General features: G+C 68.8%; 13 protein-coding genes. 8 read left to right on the top strand and 5 right to left on the bottom strand.

The window, feature by feature from the left end; all coding sequences use genetic code 11:
- The first annotated feature begins 23 nt into the window (after positions 1–23).
- The 3 genes from V5F61_RS08150 (at position 24) to pgi (ending at position 2,998) form a co-directional block, all read left to right on the top strand.
- The gene (locus tag V5F61_RS08150) at positions 24–347 is read left to right on the top strand and encodes a hypothetical protein (protein WP_394104025.1); all 324 of its coding nucleotides are present in this window, start codon (positions 24–26) and stop codon (positions 345–347) included.
- A gap of 186 nt (positions 348–533) precedes the next feature.
- Positions 534–761, top strand: coding sequence for a 30S ribosomal protein S21 (gene rpsU / locus V5F61_RS08145; RefSeq protein ID WP_234052638.1), 228 nt, complete (start codon positions 534–536; stop codon positions 759–761).
- A 608-nt stretch (positions 762–1,369) separates the two neighbouring features.
- Complete coding sequence (pgi, locus tag V5F61_RS08140; RefSeq protein WP_393989925.1) at positions 1,370–2,998, top strand: glucose-6-phosphate isomerase; 1,629 nt, start codon at positions 1,370–1,372, stop codon at positions 2,996–2,998.
- A 34-nt stretch (positions 2,999–3,032) separates the two neighbouring features.
- On the opposite strand, the gene V5F61_RS08135 is transcribed toward pgi, so the two are convergent.
- Together V5F61_RS08135 and carA are read right to left on the bottom strand one after the other, a co-directional pair.
- Positions 3,033–3,503 (bottom strand): CBS domain-containing protein, encoded by a 471-nt coding sequence (locus V5F61_RS08135; RefSeq protein ID WP_393989924.1) that lies wholly within the window; start codon positions 3,501–3,503, stop codon positions 3,033–3,035.
- A gap of 360 nt (positions 3,504–3,863) precedes the next feature.
- Complete coding sequence (carA, locus tag V5F61_RS08130) at positions 3,864–5,102, bottom strand: glutamine-hydrolyzing carbamoyl-phosphate synthase small subunit (RefSeq protein WP_393989923.1); 1,239 nt, start codon at positions 5,100–5,102, stop codon at positions 3,864–3,866.
- A 347-nt stretch (positions 5,103–5,449) separates the two neighbouring features.
- Here carA and V5F61_RS08125 point away from each other — a divergent pair, with 347 nt between their 5' ends.
- A complete protein-coding gene (locus tag V5F61_RS08125) occupies positions 5,450–5,908 on the top strand; it encodes a GatB/YqeY domain-containing protein (protein WP_393989922.1) in 459 nt (152 codons plus the stop codon).
- Positions 5,909–6,058: 150 nt separating this feature from the next.
- On the opposite strand, the gene V5F61_RS08120 is transcribed toward V5F61_RS08125, so the two are convergent.
- Positions 6,059–7,477, bottom strand: coding sequence for an alanine/glycine:cation symporter family protein (locus V5F61_RS08120; protein WP_393989921.1), 1,419 nt, complete (start codon positions 7,475–7,477; stop codon positions 6,059–6,061).
- A gap of 287 nt (positions 7,478–7,764) precedes the next feature.
- On the opposite strand from V5F61_RS08120, the gene dnaG reads away from it, so the two are divergent.
- Positions 7,765–9,759, top strand: a complete 1,995-nt coding sequence (gene dnaG / locus V5F61_RS08115; protein WP_393989920.1) for a DNA primase — start codon at positions 7,765–7,767, stop codon at positions 9,757–9,759.
- A gap of 226 nt (positions 9,760–9,985) precedes the next feature.
- Entirely contained in the window at positions 9,986–11,986 is a 2,001-nt protein-coding gene (rpoD, locus tag V5F61_RS08110; RefSeq protein ID WP_393989919.1) for an RNA polymerase sigma factor RpoD, read from the top strand.
- A 189-nt stretch (positions 11,987–12,175) separates the two neighbouring features.
- Here rpoD and V5F61_RS08105 read toward each other — a convergent pair whose 3' ends face one another.
- Positions 12,176–13,195, bottom strand: coding sequence for a peptidoglycan -binding protein (locus V5F61_RS08105; RefSeq protein WP_393989918.1), 1,020 nt, complete (start codon positions 13,193–13,195; stop codon positions 12,176–12,178).
- A gap of 3 nt (positions 13,196–13,198) precedes the next feature.
- The gene (locus tag V5F61_RS08100) at positions 13,199–14,224 is read right to left on the bottom strand and encodes a flagellar motor protein MotA (protein WP_393989917.1); all 1,026 of its coding nucleotides are present in this window, start codon (positions 14,222–14,224) and stop codon (positions 13,199–13,201) included.
- Positions 14,225–14,404: 180 nt separating this feature from the next.
- Between V5F61_RS08100 and V5F61_RS08095 the strand changes: the two genes are divergently transcribed.
- Positions 14,405–14,611 carry a hypothetical protein gene (locus V5F61_RS08095; protein WP_393989916.1) on the top strand — a complete coding sequence of 69 codons (207 nt, stop codon included), beginning with the start codon at positions 14,405–14,407 and terminating at the stop codon, positions 14,609–14,611.
- Between the two features lie 69 nt (positions 14,612–14,680).
- Positions 14,681–15,970, top strand: a complete 1,290-nt coding sequence (gene murA, locus V5F61_RS08090; protein ID WP_393989915.1) for a UDP-N-acetylglucosamine 1-carboxyvinyltransferase — start codon at positions 14,681–14,683, stop codon at positions 15,968–15,970.
- The last annotated feature ends 21 nt before the right edge of the window (positions 15,971–15,991 follow it).

Below are 15,991 nucleotides of genomic sequence, written 5' to 3'. Positions count from 1 at the left end.
AAGCTTTGTCCGATGCCCGGCAGATGGCGCTGACGCTGGCGCGATCAGGGCGGTTCTGCGGCTGGCGCCTGATTGAGATTGAGCTGCGCTTCATCCGCGGGCTCGCCATCGCACGGGACTTTTTCCAGGATCTCAAGCTCCGGGACGAACTGGACGGCCTCTGCCGGGCCTCCCAGCGCCACCGCCGCCGCCAGGCCGACCTGCCGCCCGTGCCGCAATACCGATTCCGTGGCGGCGAGCTGCGCCGCCCCCCGGTGATCCGATTCCTGACCGATACGGATGGCGGCACACCCGCCGAGGCCCCCGCCCCAACCTTCGCCAGGGGACTCCTGGGCGCCGAATATTGAGCCGGCGCAAGGGCTCGCGCGGCAAAGCCGCCCAACCCGGGCGGGTGGACAACCACGTTCATCTCTGATAATAGAGCGCTTCCTTCGGACATGCCGCAAGGGCGCCGCTCGGCGCTTTGCCCCAGGGTTCGGAGTCCCAGATCAATTCCGCACCGGATCGGCGCAACAGTTCGAAGAGGCAAACACGTGCAAGTTCTCGTCCGCGACAACAATGTTGATCAGGCCCTGAAGGCGCTCAAGAAGAAGATGCAGCGCGAAGGGATCTTCCGCGAGATGAAGCTGCGTGGTCATTACGAGAAGCCGTCCGAGAAGCGCGCGCGCGAGCAGGCGGAAGCCATCCGCCGCGCCCGCAAGCTGGCGCGCAAGCGCGCCCAGCGCGAAGGCCTGCTGCCCTCCAAGCCGCGCAGCCGCTGAAGGTTTCCTGCCGCCTCCTTGCCAAATGGCGGAACGGCAGCGTACCTTCAGGACCGATCTCGTGAATTTCGAAATCCGCGTGGTCAAGCCGCGCGGATTTTCGTTTTGACTCCTGGTGCCTGGACTCAGCCGCACCGGGATTTCGCGTGTGGCGCGGATGCGCTGTGCAATACGCGCTACTTCATCCGCGTAAAGCTTGTGGCCATCAGCGGAACGCAGCAGTGCCCCACGGGACTTGCCGCCTCCAGGCCTGTTGAAAACTTGCTCGCGCGACCGACGTCGATACCTCCAGCCGCGGCGCTGCCCGGCAAGGGCGCACGCCCCCGGTGCAACGCCAGCGCGCCGTGCTATAGGAAAGAAGAGCCGGCTGTGGGCGCCAGCCCCGCACGGGCATGCCGGCGGTCCTGGGAACCAGCCTGCCCCGTCTGGTTCATCAGTCCACCACGCTATCGCCTCCAATCGGGCAATGCCGGCACATGAGCGACGTACTGCTGTCAACCTCGGGGAGCATGGGTGTCTCCGGTACGTCAACCTCCGTGAGACCGGATGCCGACGGCTCGCTCGGCGCCGCCGGGGGGTCGCCGGACGGTCGAGGGATCCCTTCGTCCATGACCGCGACCCAGCCCCTGTGGCGTATGCTTTCCTCGACCCGCGCCGCGGCCCGCCGCGACCTGCGCGTGCTCAATGCCGAGCCCGGCCGCTTTGCCGCCTTCTCCCGCGCGGATGGCGACCTGCTGCTCGACTTCTCCAAGACCGAGCTCGACGCCGATTCCCTCGCCCTGCTGCTGCGGGTCGCGGAAGCTGCTGGCGTCGCCCGGCTGCGTGACGCCATGTTCGCCGGCGCGCGCATCAACACCACCGAGAATCGCGCCGTGCTCCATGTCGCCCTGCGCGACAGCACCATAACGCCCCTCATGCTCGACGGGGTGGACGTGAAGGTGGAGGTCCGCGCCACGCTGGAGCGGCTCGCCGCCTTCGCGGAGGGCGTGCGCGCCGGCCGCATCGCCGGCGCCACCGGCCGTGCCATCACCGATGTGGTCAACATCGGCATCGGCGGCTCGGATCTGGGCCCCGCCATGGTCACCCAGGCGCTGGCACCCTACCACGACGGCCCCCGCTGCCACTTCGTCTCCAACGTGGACGGCGCCCATGTGGCCGACACGCTCAGGGGGCTGGACCCCGCCACCACCCTTATCATCGTCGCCTCCAAGACCTTCACCACCGTGGAGACCATGCGCAACGCGCGCACGGCGCGGGCCTGGATCGTCACCGCGCTTGGCGAGGAGGCGGTCGGCCTCCACTTCGCGGCAGTGTCCACCGCCGGCGACAAGGTCGCCGCCTTCGGCATCCCGCAGGCGCGCACCTTCGGCTTCTGGGACTGGGTCGGCGGGCGCTACTCGCTGTGGTCGGCCATCGGCCTGCCGGTGATGCTGGCCATCGGGCCGGAGCGCTTCCGCGAGCTGCTGGCCGGCGCCGAATCCATGGACCGGCACTTCCGCACCGCGCCCTTCGCGCAGAACCTGCCTGTGCTGCTCGCGCTCGTGGGCCTGTGGCACCGCAATGTCTGCGATTACGCCAGCCGCGCCGTGGTGCCCTATGACCAGCGGCTCGCGCGCATGCCGGCCTACCTCCAGCAGCTCGACATGGAGAGCAACGGCAAGGGCGTGACGCGGGAGGGGCTGCCCGTGGCCCAGGCCACCGGGCCGGTGGTGTGGGGCGAGCCCGGCACCAATGCCCAGCATGCCTTCTTCCAGCTTCTCCACCAGGGCACGCAGATCGTGCCCGTGGAGTTCCTGGTGGCCGCCGAAGGCCATGAGCCCGAGCTGCGCGAGCATCATGAGCTTCTGGTGGCGAGCTGCCTCGCCCAATCGGAAGCGCTGATGTGCGGGCGCACTCTGGAGGAGGCCTCCGCGCAGCTGCGGGAGAAGGGCCTTTCCGAGGCCGAGGCGGCGGCGCTGGCGCCGCATCGGGTCTTCTCCGGAAACCGCCCGTCGGTCACCCTCGCGTATCGCCGGCTCGATCCCTACACCCTCGGCCGGCTCCTGGCCCTCTACGAGCACCGGGTGTTCGTGGAGGCGGCGGTGTGGAACATCAACGCCTTCGACCAATGGGGCGTGGAGCTGGGCAAGGAGCTCGCCACCGCTCTCCTGCCCGCGGTCCGCGGCGAAGAGGCGCCTGAAGGCGCCTCCGGCTCCACCCTCGGGCTGCTCGCACACCTGTCAGCCGCCCGTGCCTGAGGCGGGCTCGCGCGCGAGCGCGGCCTGATCTGCCTCAGCTCAGCACCGTCAGCTCCGGCGCCCCGCTCGCCAGCAGGGCGTCGGCATGGCCCTGTGCTTCGGCCTCGCGCAGGAAATGGCGGAGCAGATCGGTGGCGCTGATGACCCCGACGAGGGCGAAATCCTCCATCACCGGCAGGTGGCGCACCTGGTTCTCATCCATGAGCCGCAGGGCGGTGATGATGGAATCCGTGGGCGTGCAGCACGTGGGCTCCCGCTCCAGGAAGGAGGCGAGCACCATGCCCGGCGCCTGCGCCCCATGGGCCAGGACGGCGCGCGCGACGTCGCGCTCGGAAAACAGGCCGATGACGGTGCCATGCTCAGAACCGCAGTCGTCCATCACCAGCACGGACGAGACGTTCTCGCGCTTCATCAGCAAGGTGGCCTTGGCCACCGTGTCGGAGACGCGAATGGCGATAATGCGGGTGTCGCGCTTGGCGCGCAGGATATCGTCCACGGTGATCACTGGCGTTCCCTCCCCCCGCCCGCTGGGCGGCGTCTTGCGAAGGCTCCTGCCCCGATGGCGCCCGGCAATTGCCGGACGGCCCATGCTGGGCCGCGACAAATCGCCCTGTCAACGGAAAGCGCGACATTTTGGCGCATAATACCGTTGTGCGTCGGCCGGATACCGCTGTCGACCAGCCACACGGTATCGGGGCGCAGCCGCAAAAAGACGTGACTGCGCCGCCACCCACGGCGCGGAGCCGCGGCGATGCCGGAAGAGATTCTTCTGGAGAGGAAAGGCCGCCGCGGCGGCATCTACGCACGCCCGAGGACGCGGCGAAAACCGCCCCGCGCGCAGCCGCGGCGGGGCGGTGATGGCGACTCAGGCCGCCTTATTCTTCTCGATCAGCGCCACGAACCGATCAAACAGATAGTGGCTGTCCTGGGGGCCGGGGCTGGCCTCCGGGTGGTACTGCACTGAAAACACCGGCTTGTCGGAAAGGGCGATGCCGGCATTGGAGCCGTCGAACAGGGAGACATGGGTCTCCACCGCATTGGCCGGCAGGCTCTCCCGGTCCACGGCAAAGCCGTGGTTCATGGAGGTGATCTCCACCTTGCCGGTGGTGAGGTCCTTCACGGGGTGGTTCGCGCCGTGGTGGCCCTGGTGCATCTTCACGGTCTTGCCGCCCACGGCGAGGCCGATCATCTGGTGGCCGAGGCAGATGCCGAAGGTGGGCACGCCGGCCGAGATGACCTCGCGGATCACCGGCACCGCATATTCCCCCGTGGCTGCGGGATCGCCGGGGCCGTTGGAAAGGAACACGCCATCGGGCTTCAGCGCCAGGATATCCTCGGCGGAGGTGGTGGCGGGCACCACAGTCACCTTGCAGCCGGCAGCGGCGAGCAGGCGCAGGATGTTGCGCTTCACGCCATAGTCCACAGCCACCACATGGTGCCTGGGGGCATCCTGCCGGCCATAACCCGCGGGCCATTCCCAGGGTGTCTCGGTCCAGTCGAAGCGCTGGGCGGCAGTGACGGAGGGCACGAGATCCATGCCCACCAGTCCCGGCCAGGCGCGCGCCTCGGCCTTGAGGGCGGGGATATCGAACTCCCCCTTTTGCGAATGGGCGATGACCGCGTTCGGCATGCCCGCCTCGCGGATGAGCGCGGTAAGGGCGCGCGTGTCGATGCCGGTGATGCCGGGAATGCCGCGCGCCTTCAGCCAGGCGTCGAGCGAGCGCGTGGCGCGGTAGTTGGACGGCGCGGTAATGGCCGTGCGCAGCACCACCCCCCGCACGCCCGATGCGGCCGCCATGGACACCGTCTCGATGTCCTCTTCATTGGTGCCGACATTGCCGATGTGCGGGAAGGTAAAGGTGATGATCTGCCCCGAATAGGACGGATCGGTGAGGACTTCCTCATAGCCGGTCATGGCGGTGTTGAAGCACACCTCGCCGGCGAGCGTGGCCTCGGCACCGATGCCGAAGCCTTCGAGCACCGTGCCGTCGGCGAGGACGAGAACGGCGGTGGGGACGGGCTCGCTCCAGCCGTCAGCCGCGGAAGAGCGCCCGGAGCCGGCGGCAACCGGCTCGGTGGGGGTCTGGTCTTGTTCGTTCGTCATGGATCGCCTAGATAGAGCGTCACGCGCCGCGTTTCCAGCGTCCGCGCGCGAAAAAACGTGTGCGCCGGTGCCCGGCGCTTTGAGATCCGGCCCGGCCGCCAGGCAGTCCTTGCGACGCCCCCCACAGAAGGGAGCGCATCCGGAGGCACCGAGCATGCCGGGACCTTATCGCCGGGATGTGTGACACGACGCTGGACCATTCGAGCCCGAGCCTGTGAACATTCACGTGAACGCGCGGCTGTCCCTGCCCGGTGGCCCAGGTGCCCTCACGCCGCGAGGTCGTGAGCGCCCCGCCCGGCCGGCCTGCCCGCATTCCGCGCCCGGCTCTTCTGCAAGGAAACCGACCCGTGCTTCGTGACGACATCAACGCCGCCCTGAAAGAGGCGATGAAGGCCCAGGATAAGCGCCGCCTGTCCACCCTGCGCCTCGTCAACGCCGCCCTGAAGGACCGCGACATCGAGCAGCGCGGCCAGGGCAAGGACCCCCTGACAGACGACGAGCTGCGCGCCCTGCTCGCCAAGATGGTGAAGCAGCGCGAGGAAAGCGCCAAGATCTACGATGAGAACGGACGTCCCGAGCTCGCCACCCAGGAGCGCGAGGAAATCGCCTGCATCCAGGCCTTCCTGCCGCAGGCCCTGTGCGAGGCGGACACCCGCGCCGCCATCGCCGCCGTCATCGGCGAGATCGAGGCCAAGGGCATCAAGGACATGGGCCGCACCATGGCCGCGCTGAAGGAGCGCCACGCCGGCGCCATCGACTTCGGCAAGGCCTCCCAGTGGGTGAAGGAAGCCCTCACCGCCGGCTGAGATGCGTGATGCTTCCGGCGGGGACACGCAGCCCCGCCGGGTACCGCCCCTGGAGCATTTTCAGGCGAAGCGGATACCGGCGCATGATGAAAGTGACTGGCATCAAGGGCCTAGAGCGATCTCCGCGAGCCGGTGCGAGCGGAAATCGCGCTAGCGACGGCTCCAGATCTGCGTGTCGATCTCGTCCTTCAGCTCCGGCATGTCGCTTGCGAGGAACATGGGTTCCTCGCCGGCGCGGCGCTTGGCGAGATAATCCGCCGCCAGCCTGGATACGAGACCGGACAGGAGCAGGATGGCCACGAGGTTGATGGAGGCCATCAGCCCCATGGCGGCGTCCGCCGTGTTGAACACGGTGGTGACGCTTTCCAGCGCCCCCCACACCACCATGGCCAGCAGTGCGATGCGCAGCACCGCCACCCCGGCCACATGCCCGTGCCCGAGGAACACCAGGGCATTCTCGGCATAGGAATAGTTGCCGATGATGGAGGTGAAGGCGAAGAAGAAGATGGCGATGGCCACGAAATAGCGCCCGGCCGAGCCGACGTGCACTTCCATCGCCGCCTGGGTGAGCTGGGTTCCGGTGACGCCGTTGCCCGGCACCAGCACATCGGCGAGCAGGATCACCAGCGCCGTGGCGGTGCAGATGACGATGGTGTCCACGAACACGCCCAGCGACTGCACGAAGCCCTGGCTGACCGGATGGTGCGGGTCGGGCGTCGCCACGGCGGCGATGTTGGGCGCGCTGCCCATGCCTGCCTCGTTGGAGAACAGGCCGCGCTTCACGCCGTTCATCATGGCGAGGGTGACCGAGCCCGCCACCCCGCCCACCGCCTGATCCACGCCGAAGGCGCTGGCGACGATGTGGTAGAGCATGGCCGGCACCTCGGTGATGTTGGTGACCACCGCATAGAGCGCGAACAGCACGTAGGCGCCCGCCATGAAGGGCACCACCAGTTCCGCCGTGCGGGCGATGGCCGCGATGCCGCCGAAGATGATGACGCCCGCAAGCGCGGCGATGACGAGGCCGGTGCCGAGCTTGGGCAGGCCAAAGGCGCCTTCCATGGCATCGGCGATGGAATTGGCCTGCACCGCATTGAATACGAGCCCGAAGGACAGGATGAGGCACACCGAGAACACCGCCCCGGCCCACGGCGCCTTCAGCCCCTTGGCAATGTAGAAGGCGGGGCCGCCGCGGTAGCGGCCCTGCTCGTCCTTCACCTTGTAAAGCTGGGCGAGGGTGCTTTCGGCGAAGGCGGTGGCCATGCCCAGAGTGGCCACCACCCACATCCAGAAGATGGAGCCCGGCCCGCCGAGATAGAGCGCCACCGCCACGCCGGCGATGTTGCCGGTGCCCACCCGCGAGGCGAGCGAGGTGCACAGCGCCTGGAACGGCGTGATGCCCGACTTGTCGGTGGCGTTGGCCCGCAGCACCGAGCGCAGCATCTCGGGGAAATGGCGCACCTGGATGAACCGGAGCCGCAGCGTGAAATAGATGCCCACCGCCAGGAGGCCGTAGATCAGCACATAGCCCCAGAAGATGGTGTTCAGAAAGTTGATGACCGTGTCCATGGCCAAGCCCCGGTTGCCCCGGGGAAGGCTACTGCCGGCACCTCTCCCGGTCCACGGCAAAGCTCACGCCGCGAGTGCGCCTTTCGTCATCGTCCCGCCCGAATCAGCGCCTGTGGATAACGAGGATTGCGGGCGCGGCGCACAGGAGCCTTTCACCACGCCCAATGTGGCCTGAAGACCGCGCGCAAGGCCGTGCGCCGGTGGTGTAGGATCACATGGACGGACGTTAACGGGCGGCGGCCCAGGCTCCGGCCCCCTGCCCTGTTCCTGGCTGAGCTGATTCGCGCATGCGCTTTTCTCCCGCGTTCCTCGATGAGATCCGCGCCCGGCTGCCGGTGTCGGAGGTGGTGGGCCGGCGCGTCAAGCTGAAGAAGCAGGGGCGTGAGTTCGCCGGCCTCTCGCCCTTCAACGCGGAGAAGACGCCCTCCTTTTTCGTGAACGACCAGAAGGGCTTCTACCACTGCTTCTCCTCCGGCAAGCATGGCGACGTGTTTGATTTCCTGATGGAGACCGAAGGCCTGCCGTTCGGCGAGGCGGTGGAGCGGCTGGCCTCCATGGCCGGCCTGCCGCTACCGGAGGTGACGCCCGAGGCCGCCGCCAAGGAGGAGCGCCGCCGGTCGCTCTACGAGGTGATGGCGCTCGCCGCCCGGCACTTCGAGGAAACGCTGCAATCGCGCCTGGGCGCCAAGGCCCGCGGCTACCTCGCGGACCGCGAGCTCGGCCCCGCCACCCAGCAGCGCTTCCACCTGGGCTATTCCGCCGGCGAGCGCTTCCACCTGAAGGAGGCGCTGGGCCGCCAGGGCGTGCCGGTGGAGGCCATGGTGGAATGCGGCCTCCTCATCTCGGGCGAGGACATCCCCGTTCCCTACGACCGCTTCCGCGACCGGGTGATGTTTCCCATCACCGACCTGAAGGGCCGGGTGGTGGCCTTCGGCGGGCGGGCGCTGGAGAAGGATGTCCCGGCCAAGTACCTGAATTCGCCGGAAACCGTGCTCTTCCACAAGGGCAGCCTGCTCTATAACGGCTTCGAGGCCCGCGCGAGCGCCCACAAGGGCGCGCGGGTGATCGTGGTGGAAGGCTATGTGGACGTGATCGCCATGGTGGAGGCCGGCTTCGGCGGCACCGTGGCGCCCCTCGGCACCGCCCTTACGGAAGATCAGCTCCAGCTGCTGTGGCGCATGTCCGAGGAGCCGTTGCTGCTGTTCGACGGCGACAAGGCGGGGCTGCGGGCTGCCAGCCGCGCCATGGACATCGCCCTGCCGCACCTCAAGGCGGGGCGTTCCCTGTCCTTCGCCACCCTGCCGGAGGGCCAGGACCCCGACGACCTCATCCGCCGCTCTGGACGCGAGGCCATGGAGCAGGTGCTGGCCGGCGCCCGCCCGCTGGCGGCGGAGCTCTGGACGCGGGAAAGCGAGGCCGCGCCCCTCGACACGCCCGAGCGCCGCGCGGCACTGGAAGCGCGGCTCCACGAGATCGTGAACGGCATCGCCGACGAGACCGTGCGCAAGCATTACCGCCAGGAGATGAACGAGCGCCTGCGCGCGCTGCTCGCCCCCGCTGGTGGACGCGGCGGGGCGCGCGATGGCCGGCCCGGCGGCTGGCAGGCGAGCGGCTGGCAAGGCGGCGGGGGAAAGGGCGGCGGCTGGGGCATGGGCCGTACCGGCGGGCGCGGGGCCGAACGCGGCCCCGGGCGCGGGCGGGAGGTGGGCTTCGGCTCCGTGGGCGGCGAAATCGCCCGCACCGCGCTGGTACGCGGGCCGCTGGCGGCTCTGCCGCGCAATGAGGCACTGCTGCTGTTCTGCCTCATCAACCATCCCTTCCTGCTGGACGAGGCGGCGGAAGAGGTGGCTGACCTGCCCTTCGCCAATCCGGAGGCGGACCACCTCCGACAGGCTCTCATCGCCGCCCACCTGGAGGGGGCGCATGAGGAAGGCGGGCAGTGGGATACCCTCGCCGAGCGGCTCGGTGGCACTGACCTCGACGCTCTTTCCCGCCGGGTCCGGAGCCTTGCCAACCCGCAAATGGACTGGCCAGCCTACGCAGATACCGCAAAAGAGGATGCGCGGCTCTGGTGGCAGCAGCGGACGGCCTTGCATCGCAAGGCTCACGCGCTATCTAGGGAATTGAAAGAGGCCGAGCGGTCCTTCGGGGATGACCCGAGCGAGGCGAATTTCGCTTGGCTGCGCGACGTGCGCGAGCGTCTCTCCACGGTGGAGGGGATGGAGGCGCTGGTGGAAGGTTTTGGCGCCTTGTCGGGCCGCAAGTCGGCACGCTCGGTGTAGGAGCCGGCCTCGCGTCAGGTGCAGCCGCCCGGGCGCGGAGGGTCGGCCCCGCTGCCTCAGGCAGCGCGGAATACCGCCCCGCCGGAATGGGCCGCCCGTTCAGGCGGGCTTAACGGGGACGCGTCCAAAAGGGACGCGACCGGAGCCGAGTACGACAGGCGGCGGGGCCGGAGGGCCGCGTCGCCGTTTCGCCGTTGAAGATCGGCGAGATCATCAGGAGATGTCCATGGCGAAGCAATCTGCCGAGACGACCGACGCGCCCGAGAAGGAGACCGACGCCCCCGACGGGCCGTTGCTCGACCTCTCGGACGCGGCCGTCCGGAAGATGATCAAGAACGCCAAGCGCCGGGGCTACGTGACCTACGAGCAGCTCAACGAGGTGATGCCTTCCGAGGAAGTCACCTCCGAGCAGATCGAGGACACCCTGGCGATGCTCAACGACATGGGCATCAACGTGATCGAGGCCGAGGAGGCCGAGGCCGAGGAGAATGGCGAGGAGGGCGAAGCCGCCGAGGAGCCAGAGGAGGCCGAGGGCGGCGAGCTCGCCGAGCCGGCGCCGCGCGCCCTGGCCCGCTCCGAGGCCAAGTCCGAGCCGGCCGAGCGCACCGACGATCCGGTAAGGATGTACCTTCGCGAGATGGGCTCCGTGGAGCTGCTCTCGCGCGAGGGCGAAATCGCCATCGCCAAGCGCATCGAGGCCGGCCGCGAGGCCATGATCGCCGGCCTGTGCGAGAGCCCCCTCACCTTCCAGGCCATCATCATCTGGCGCGACGAGCTGGTGGAAGGCAAGGTCCTGCTGCGGGACATCATCGACCTTGAGGCCACCTATGCCGGCCCCGAGGGCAAGAACCCGCCCGCCGCCTTGGGCGAGGAAGCGGCCCTTGCCCCCGAGGCGGGGGAAGACGGCATCCTGGGCGAGCCCCCCATTCCGGAGGGGGACGAGGACGACATGGAAAACTCCATGTCGCTCGCCGCCATGGAGGCGGAGATCAAGCCGAAGGTGCTGGAAACCTTCGACCGCATCGCCGGCTCCTATGTGAAGCTGCGGCGCCTCCAGGACCAGAACGTCGAATCGAAGCTCAAGAACGAGAGCCTCTCGCCGGCGCAGGAGCGCAAGGCCAAGAAGCTCAAGGAAGACCTTGTTCTCGACGTGAAGAGCCTGTCGCTCAACCAGGCCCGCATCGACGCGCTGGTGGAGCATCTCTACGAGATCAACAAGCGGCTCGTCTCGCTTGAGGGCCGGCTGCTGCGCCTGGCCGAAAGCTATGGCGTCTCCCGCGACGACTTCCTGAAGAACTACCTGGGGTCTGAGCTCGACCCCAAGTGGGTGCTGCGCGTCTCCAAGCTCGGCTCCCGCGGCTGGAAGGGCTTTGTCGCCCACGAGAAGGACGGCATCAAGGACCTGCGCGGCGACATCCACGCTCTGGCCACCGAGACGGGGCTGGAGATCGCGGAGTTCCGCAAGATCGTGCAGATGGTGCAGAAGGGCGAGAAGGAAGCCCGGCAGGCGAAAAAGGAAATGGTGGAGGCCAACCTGCGCCTCGTCATCTCCATCGCCAAGAAGTACACGAACCGCGGCCTTCAGTTCCTGGATCTCATCCAGGAGGGCAACATCGGCCTGATGAAGGCCGTGGACAAGTTCGAGTACCGGCGCGGCTACAAGTTCTCCACCTATGCCACGTGGTGGATCCGGCAAGCCATCACCCGCTCCATCGCGGACCAGGCCCGCACCATCCGCATTCCCGTGCACATGATCGAGACGATCAACAAGATCGTCCGCACCTCCCGCCAGATGCTCCATGAGATCGGCCGCGAGCCGACCCCGGAAGAGCTGGCCGAAAAGCTCGGCATGCCGCTGGAAAAAGTGCGCAAGGTGCTGAAGATCGCCAAGGAGCCCATCTCCCTCGAAACGCCCATCGGCGACGAGGAAGATTCGCACCTGGGCGACTTCATCGAGGACAAGAACGCGGTGCTGCCCATCGACGCCGCCATCCAGTCCAACCTGCGCGAGACCACCACCCGCGTGCTCGCCTCCCTCACCCCACGTGAGGAACGCGTGCTGCGCATGCGCTTCGGCATCGGCATGAACACGGACCACACCCTCGAGGAAGTGGGCCAGCAGTTCTCGGTGACGCGCGAGCGCATCCGCCAGATCGAGGCCAAGGCCCTGCGCAAGCTCAAGCACCCCAGCCGCTCGCGCAAGCTGCGCTCGTTCCTGGATAACTGAGCCCGGCCATTCCGGATAACGGACAAGAAAAAGGCGGCCCCCGTGGCCGCCTTTTTTGTGCGCCGATGCCTTGTCCGCCGGCTTGCCGACGCCGCGGCGCGAGATCGCAAGCCGCCGTCATCCCCAACAATCCGCCCGCCTTGAAAGGCCGCCGACCCCACTCGCTCCAGGGCCGGGTGTCCCCGCCCCTTACCTGTCCGTCAGCTTCAGCTCGATGCGGCGGTTGCGGGCGCGGGCTTCGTCGGTACTGCCGGTGTCGATGGGCTGGAACTCGCCGAAGCCGGCGGCGATGAGGTGCTGCGGGCTCACCCCCTTACCCACCAGATACTGCACCACGGCGATGGCGCGCGCCGCCGAAAGCTCCCAGTTGGAGGGAAACTGCGAGGTGGCGATAGGCCGGTTGTCGGTGTGGCCGTCGATGCGCAGGGCCCAGTCGAGGTCCGCGGGGATCTCCTTCTCCAGGTCCAGGATGGCGGAGGCGAGCTTGTCCAGCTCGGCCTGGGCCTCGGGCTTCAGGGTGGCGGAGCCGGGATCGAAAAACACCTCGGACTGGAACACGAAGCGGTCGCCCACCACCCGGATGTCCGGCCGGTTGCCCAATATCTCCTTGAGCCGGCCGAAGAACTCGGAGCGGAAGCGGGTCAGCTCCTGCACCCTCTGGGCGAGCGCCACGTTCAGCCGCCGGCCGAGATCGGCGATCCGGGACTGGCTCTCCTTGTCCTTCTGCTCGGAGGCGTTCAGCGCCTCTTCCAGCGCCGCCATCTGCCGGCGCAAAGCGGCGATCTGCTGGTTGAGCAGGTCGATCTGCGAGAGGGCGCGGGCGGCGACATCCTTCTGCGCATCGAGGTCACGCGAGAGCGATTGCTCGCGGCTGCCATCGGGTGCGGCGGGCACGGCGGAAAGCTGGCCGCGCAGGCTGTCGCGCTCGGCCCGCGTCGCCTCCAGGGAGGCGCGCATGGCGGAAAGCTCGGTCTCGGTGTTCTGGCCGGTGGCGCGCTCCAGGGAGAGCAGTTCCGTGAGCTGGCGGATCTGCGCCTGGAGGCGCTGGAGCACGTTGTCCTTGCCCGTCATCTCCTGGGTCAGGAAGAACTGGGTGAGCATGAACACGGACAGGAGGAAGATGAACACCAGCAGCAGCGTCGAGAGGGCGTCGACGAAGCCGGGCCAGTAGTCGATATGGCGGTCGCGCCCGCGCCGGCCGAGGGCCATGGCTCACCTCCGCTCGGGGCCGGGGCCGGTCTTCTCCAGCCGCTCCACCAGGTGGCGCAGGCTCTCCTGCTGGCGGCCCTGGGTGTCGAGCAGCTGGCGGATGAGCGCCTGCTCGGAGCGCAGGTGCGTCACCAGCCCCTGCAGGCTCTCGGCGAGGTGGGACATGGCGGCGGTGACCCGCTGGGAGCCCGCCTCCGACATGGTGTTCTCCAGCCGGTCGATGGCGGCGACGAGCTCGTCGGCCTCGATGCGCGGCGCCGGCAAAGCGACATAAGCGCCGCCGGCCCGCTCCGGCGCGCCCGGCGCGGTGTCGAGGTCGCGCACGGTGGTGGAGAGCCAGTCCTCCAGGTCGATATAGAAGCGGTTCTGCGCCTGCCCGGCCTGCAGGTCGAGGAAGCCCAGCACCAGCGAGCCGGCAAGGCCGAACAGGGAGGACGAAAAAGCGATGCCCATGCCGCCCAGCGGCGCCGCCAGCCCGCTCTTCATGTCCTCGAATACCGAGCCCGAATCCGGCCCCACCTGCAGCGAGCTGATGACCCGGCCGATGGAGGAGACGGTCTCCAGAAGGCCCCAGAAGGTGCCGAGCAGGCCCAGGAACACCAGGAGGCCGGTGAGGTAGCGCGCCATGTCGCGGCTTTCATCCAGCCGTGTGCCGATGGAATCGAGGATGGAGCGCATGGTGGTCTGGGTGATGGTCATGCGCCCCACCCGGTCGCGCAGCAGCGCCGCCATGGGCGCGAGCAGGGTGGGCGTGCGCGACACTTCCAGCCCGGGATCGGCGAGGCGGAAGGAATTCACCCAGTCCACCTCGGGGAACAGCCGCGCCACCTGCCGGATGGCGAGGATGATGCCCACCGCCAGCACCCCGAAGATGACGCCGTTGAGGCCGGGATTGTTGAGGAAGGCGGCGGCGATCTGCCGGTGCAGCACCGCCGCCAGGGCCGCGCACAGCGCCAGGAACACCACCATGCGCACCAGGAAGATGCGCGGCGAGGACAGTTTCAGGTAAGGCTCGACGGCGCGCGTCATGCTGGCTCCCGGGCGTGTGCCCCGCATGTCTCCTCGGCCGGGGACTATGGCACAGCGCGCGGCAAATGACACCGCGCCGCGGGCGAGCACGGAACATCTGGAACCGCTCGAAGGCGGCCTTCCCCCCATCGCGTACTGGCCTGCCTTGCATCCGCCGCAAGGGGCGGCTAACTCGCCCGCATGTCGCTTCCGCCGGAAAAGACCGCTCGCCTCGCCGCCGCGCTCAAGGCCAACCTCGCGCGCCGCAAGGCCCAGACCCGCGCCCGCCGCGACGCGGAGGCCGAGGGCGCCGACGCGCCCGGCCCCGACGGCGCGCCTGCACGCGAAAGTGGTATCGCGAGCGAGCCGGGCGCGGCAGCGATTGTGCCGGGCGGGAAGGCACGCTAGATCTAGGCTTTTGAAAGTGCCGCAGGCGGGCCGGGCGCGGGCCGCACGGCGCCGGGGAACAGGACCAGCATGGACAAGATTCGCATCGTCGGCGGCAACGCGCTCCAGGGCACCATTCCGATCTCCGGCGCCAAGAACGCGGCCCTCCCGCTGATGATCGCGAGCCTCCTCACCGAGGAGAAGCTGATCCTGGAGAATGTGCCGCGCCTCGCGGACGTGGCACTGCTCCAGCGCATCCTGGGCAACCACGGGGTGGACATCACCACCAACGGCAAGCGCAACGGCGACGACCCCGATGCCGGCCAGACGCTGGAGATCGACGCCCGCGTGATCGTCGACACCACCGCGCCCTACGATCTCGTCTCGCGCATGCGCGCCTCGTTCTGGGTGCTGGGGCCGCTGGTCGCCCGCATGGGCGTCGCGAAGGTGTCGCTGCCGGGCGGCTGCGCCATCGGCACCCGGCCGGTGGATTTCCACCTCGACGCGCTGAAGGCCTTGGGGGCCGACCTGGAGATCGACGGCGGCTACGTGCTGGCCCGCGCCCCGAAGGGGCTGAAGGGCGGCCGCATCGTGTTCCCCAAGGTCTCCGTGGGCGCCACCCACACGGCGCTCATGGCCGCCGCCCTCGCCGAGGGCGAGACCGTCATCGAGAACGCTGCCCGCGAGCCGGAGGTGACCGACCTCGCGGACTGCCTGGTGAAGATGGGCGCGCGCATCTCCGGCGCCGGCACCGCCACCATCCACGTGCAGGGCGCGTCGCGCCTGCGGGGGGCGCGCCACGCGGTGCTGCCGGACCGCATCGAGACCGGCACCTACGCCATGGCCACCGCCATGGTGGGCGGCGACGTGCTGCTGGCCGGCGCGCGGGCCGATCTGCTCGAGAACGCGCTCGACGTGCTGCGCGCGGCGGGCGCCGAGATCGACGTCACCAACGAGGGGCTGCGCGTGCGCCGCAACGGCGCCGGCATCCTGCCGGTGGAGGTGAGCACCGCCCCCTACCCCGGCTTCCCCACCGATCTTCAGGCCCAGCTCATGGCCCTGATGACCAAGGCGAAGGGCCGCTCGCGCATCACCGAGACCATCTTCGAGAACCGCTTCATGCATGTGCAGGAGCTGGCGCGGCTCGGCGCCCGCATCCAGCTCGACGGCGACACCGCCACCATCGAGGGCGCCGAGCGCCTCACCGGCGCGCCGGTGATGGCCACCGACCTGCGCGCCTCCGTCTCGCTCGTCATCGCCGGCCTCGCGGCCGAAGGCGAGACGCTGGTGCAGCGCGTCTACCACCTGGACCGCGGCTTCGAGAAGCTGGAAGCCAAGCTCTCGCGCTGCGGCGCGCAGATCGAGCGCATCACCGGCTGAGGGCCCGCCGGGCGCCTCGCG

It is taken from the genome of Xanthobacter sediminis (assembly GCF_043195015.1).
Classification (GTDB): domain Bacteria; phylum Pseudomonadota; class Alphaproteobacteria; order Rhizobiales; family Xanthobacteraceae; genus Xanthobacter.
The sequence above is the reverse complement of the archived record's forward strand: the minus strand, read 5'-3'. Positions and strand labels throughout refer to the sequence as shown.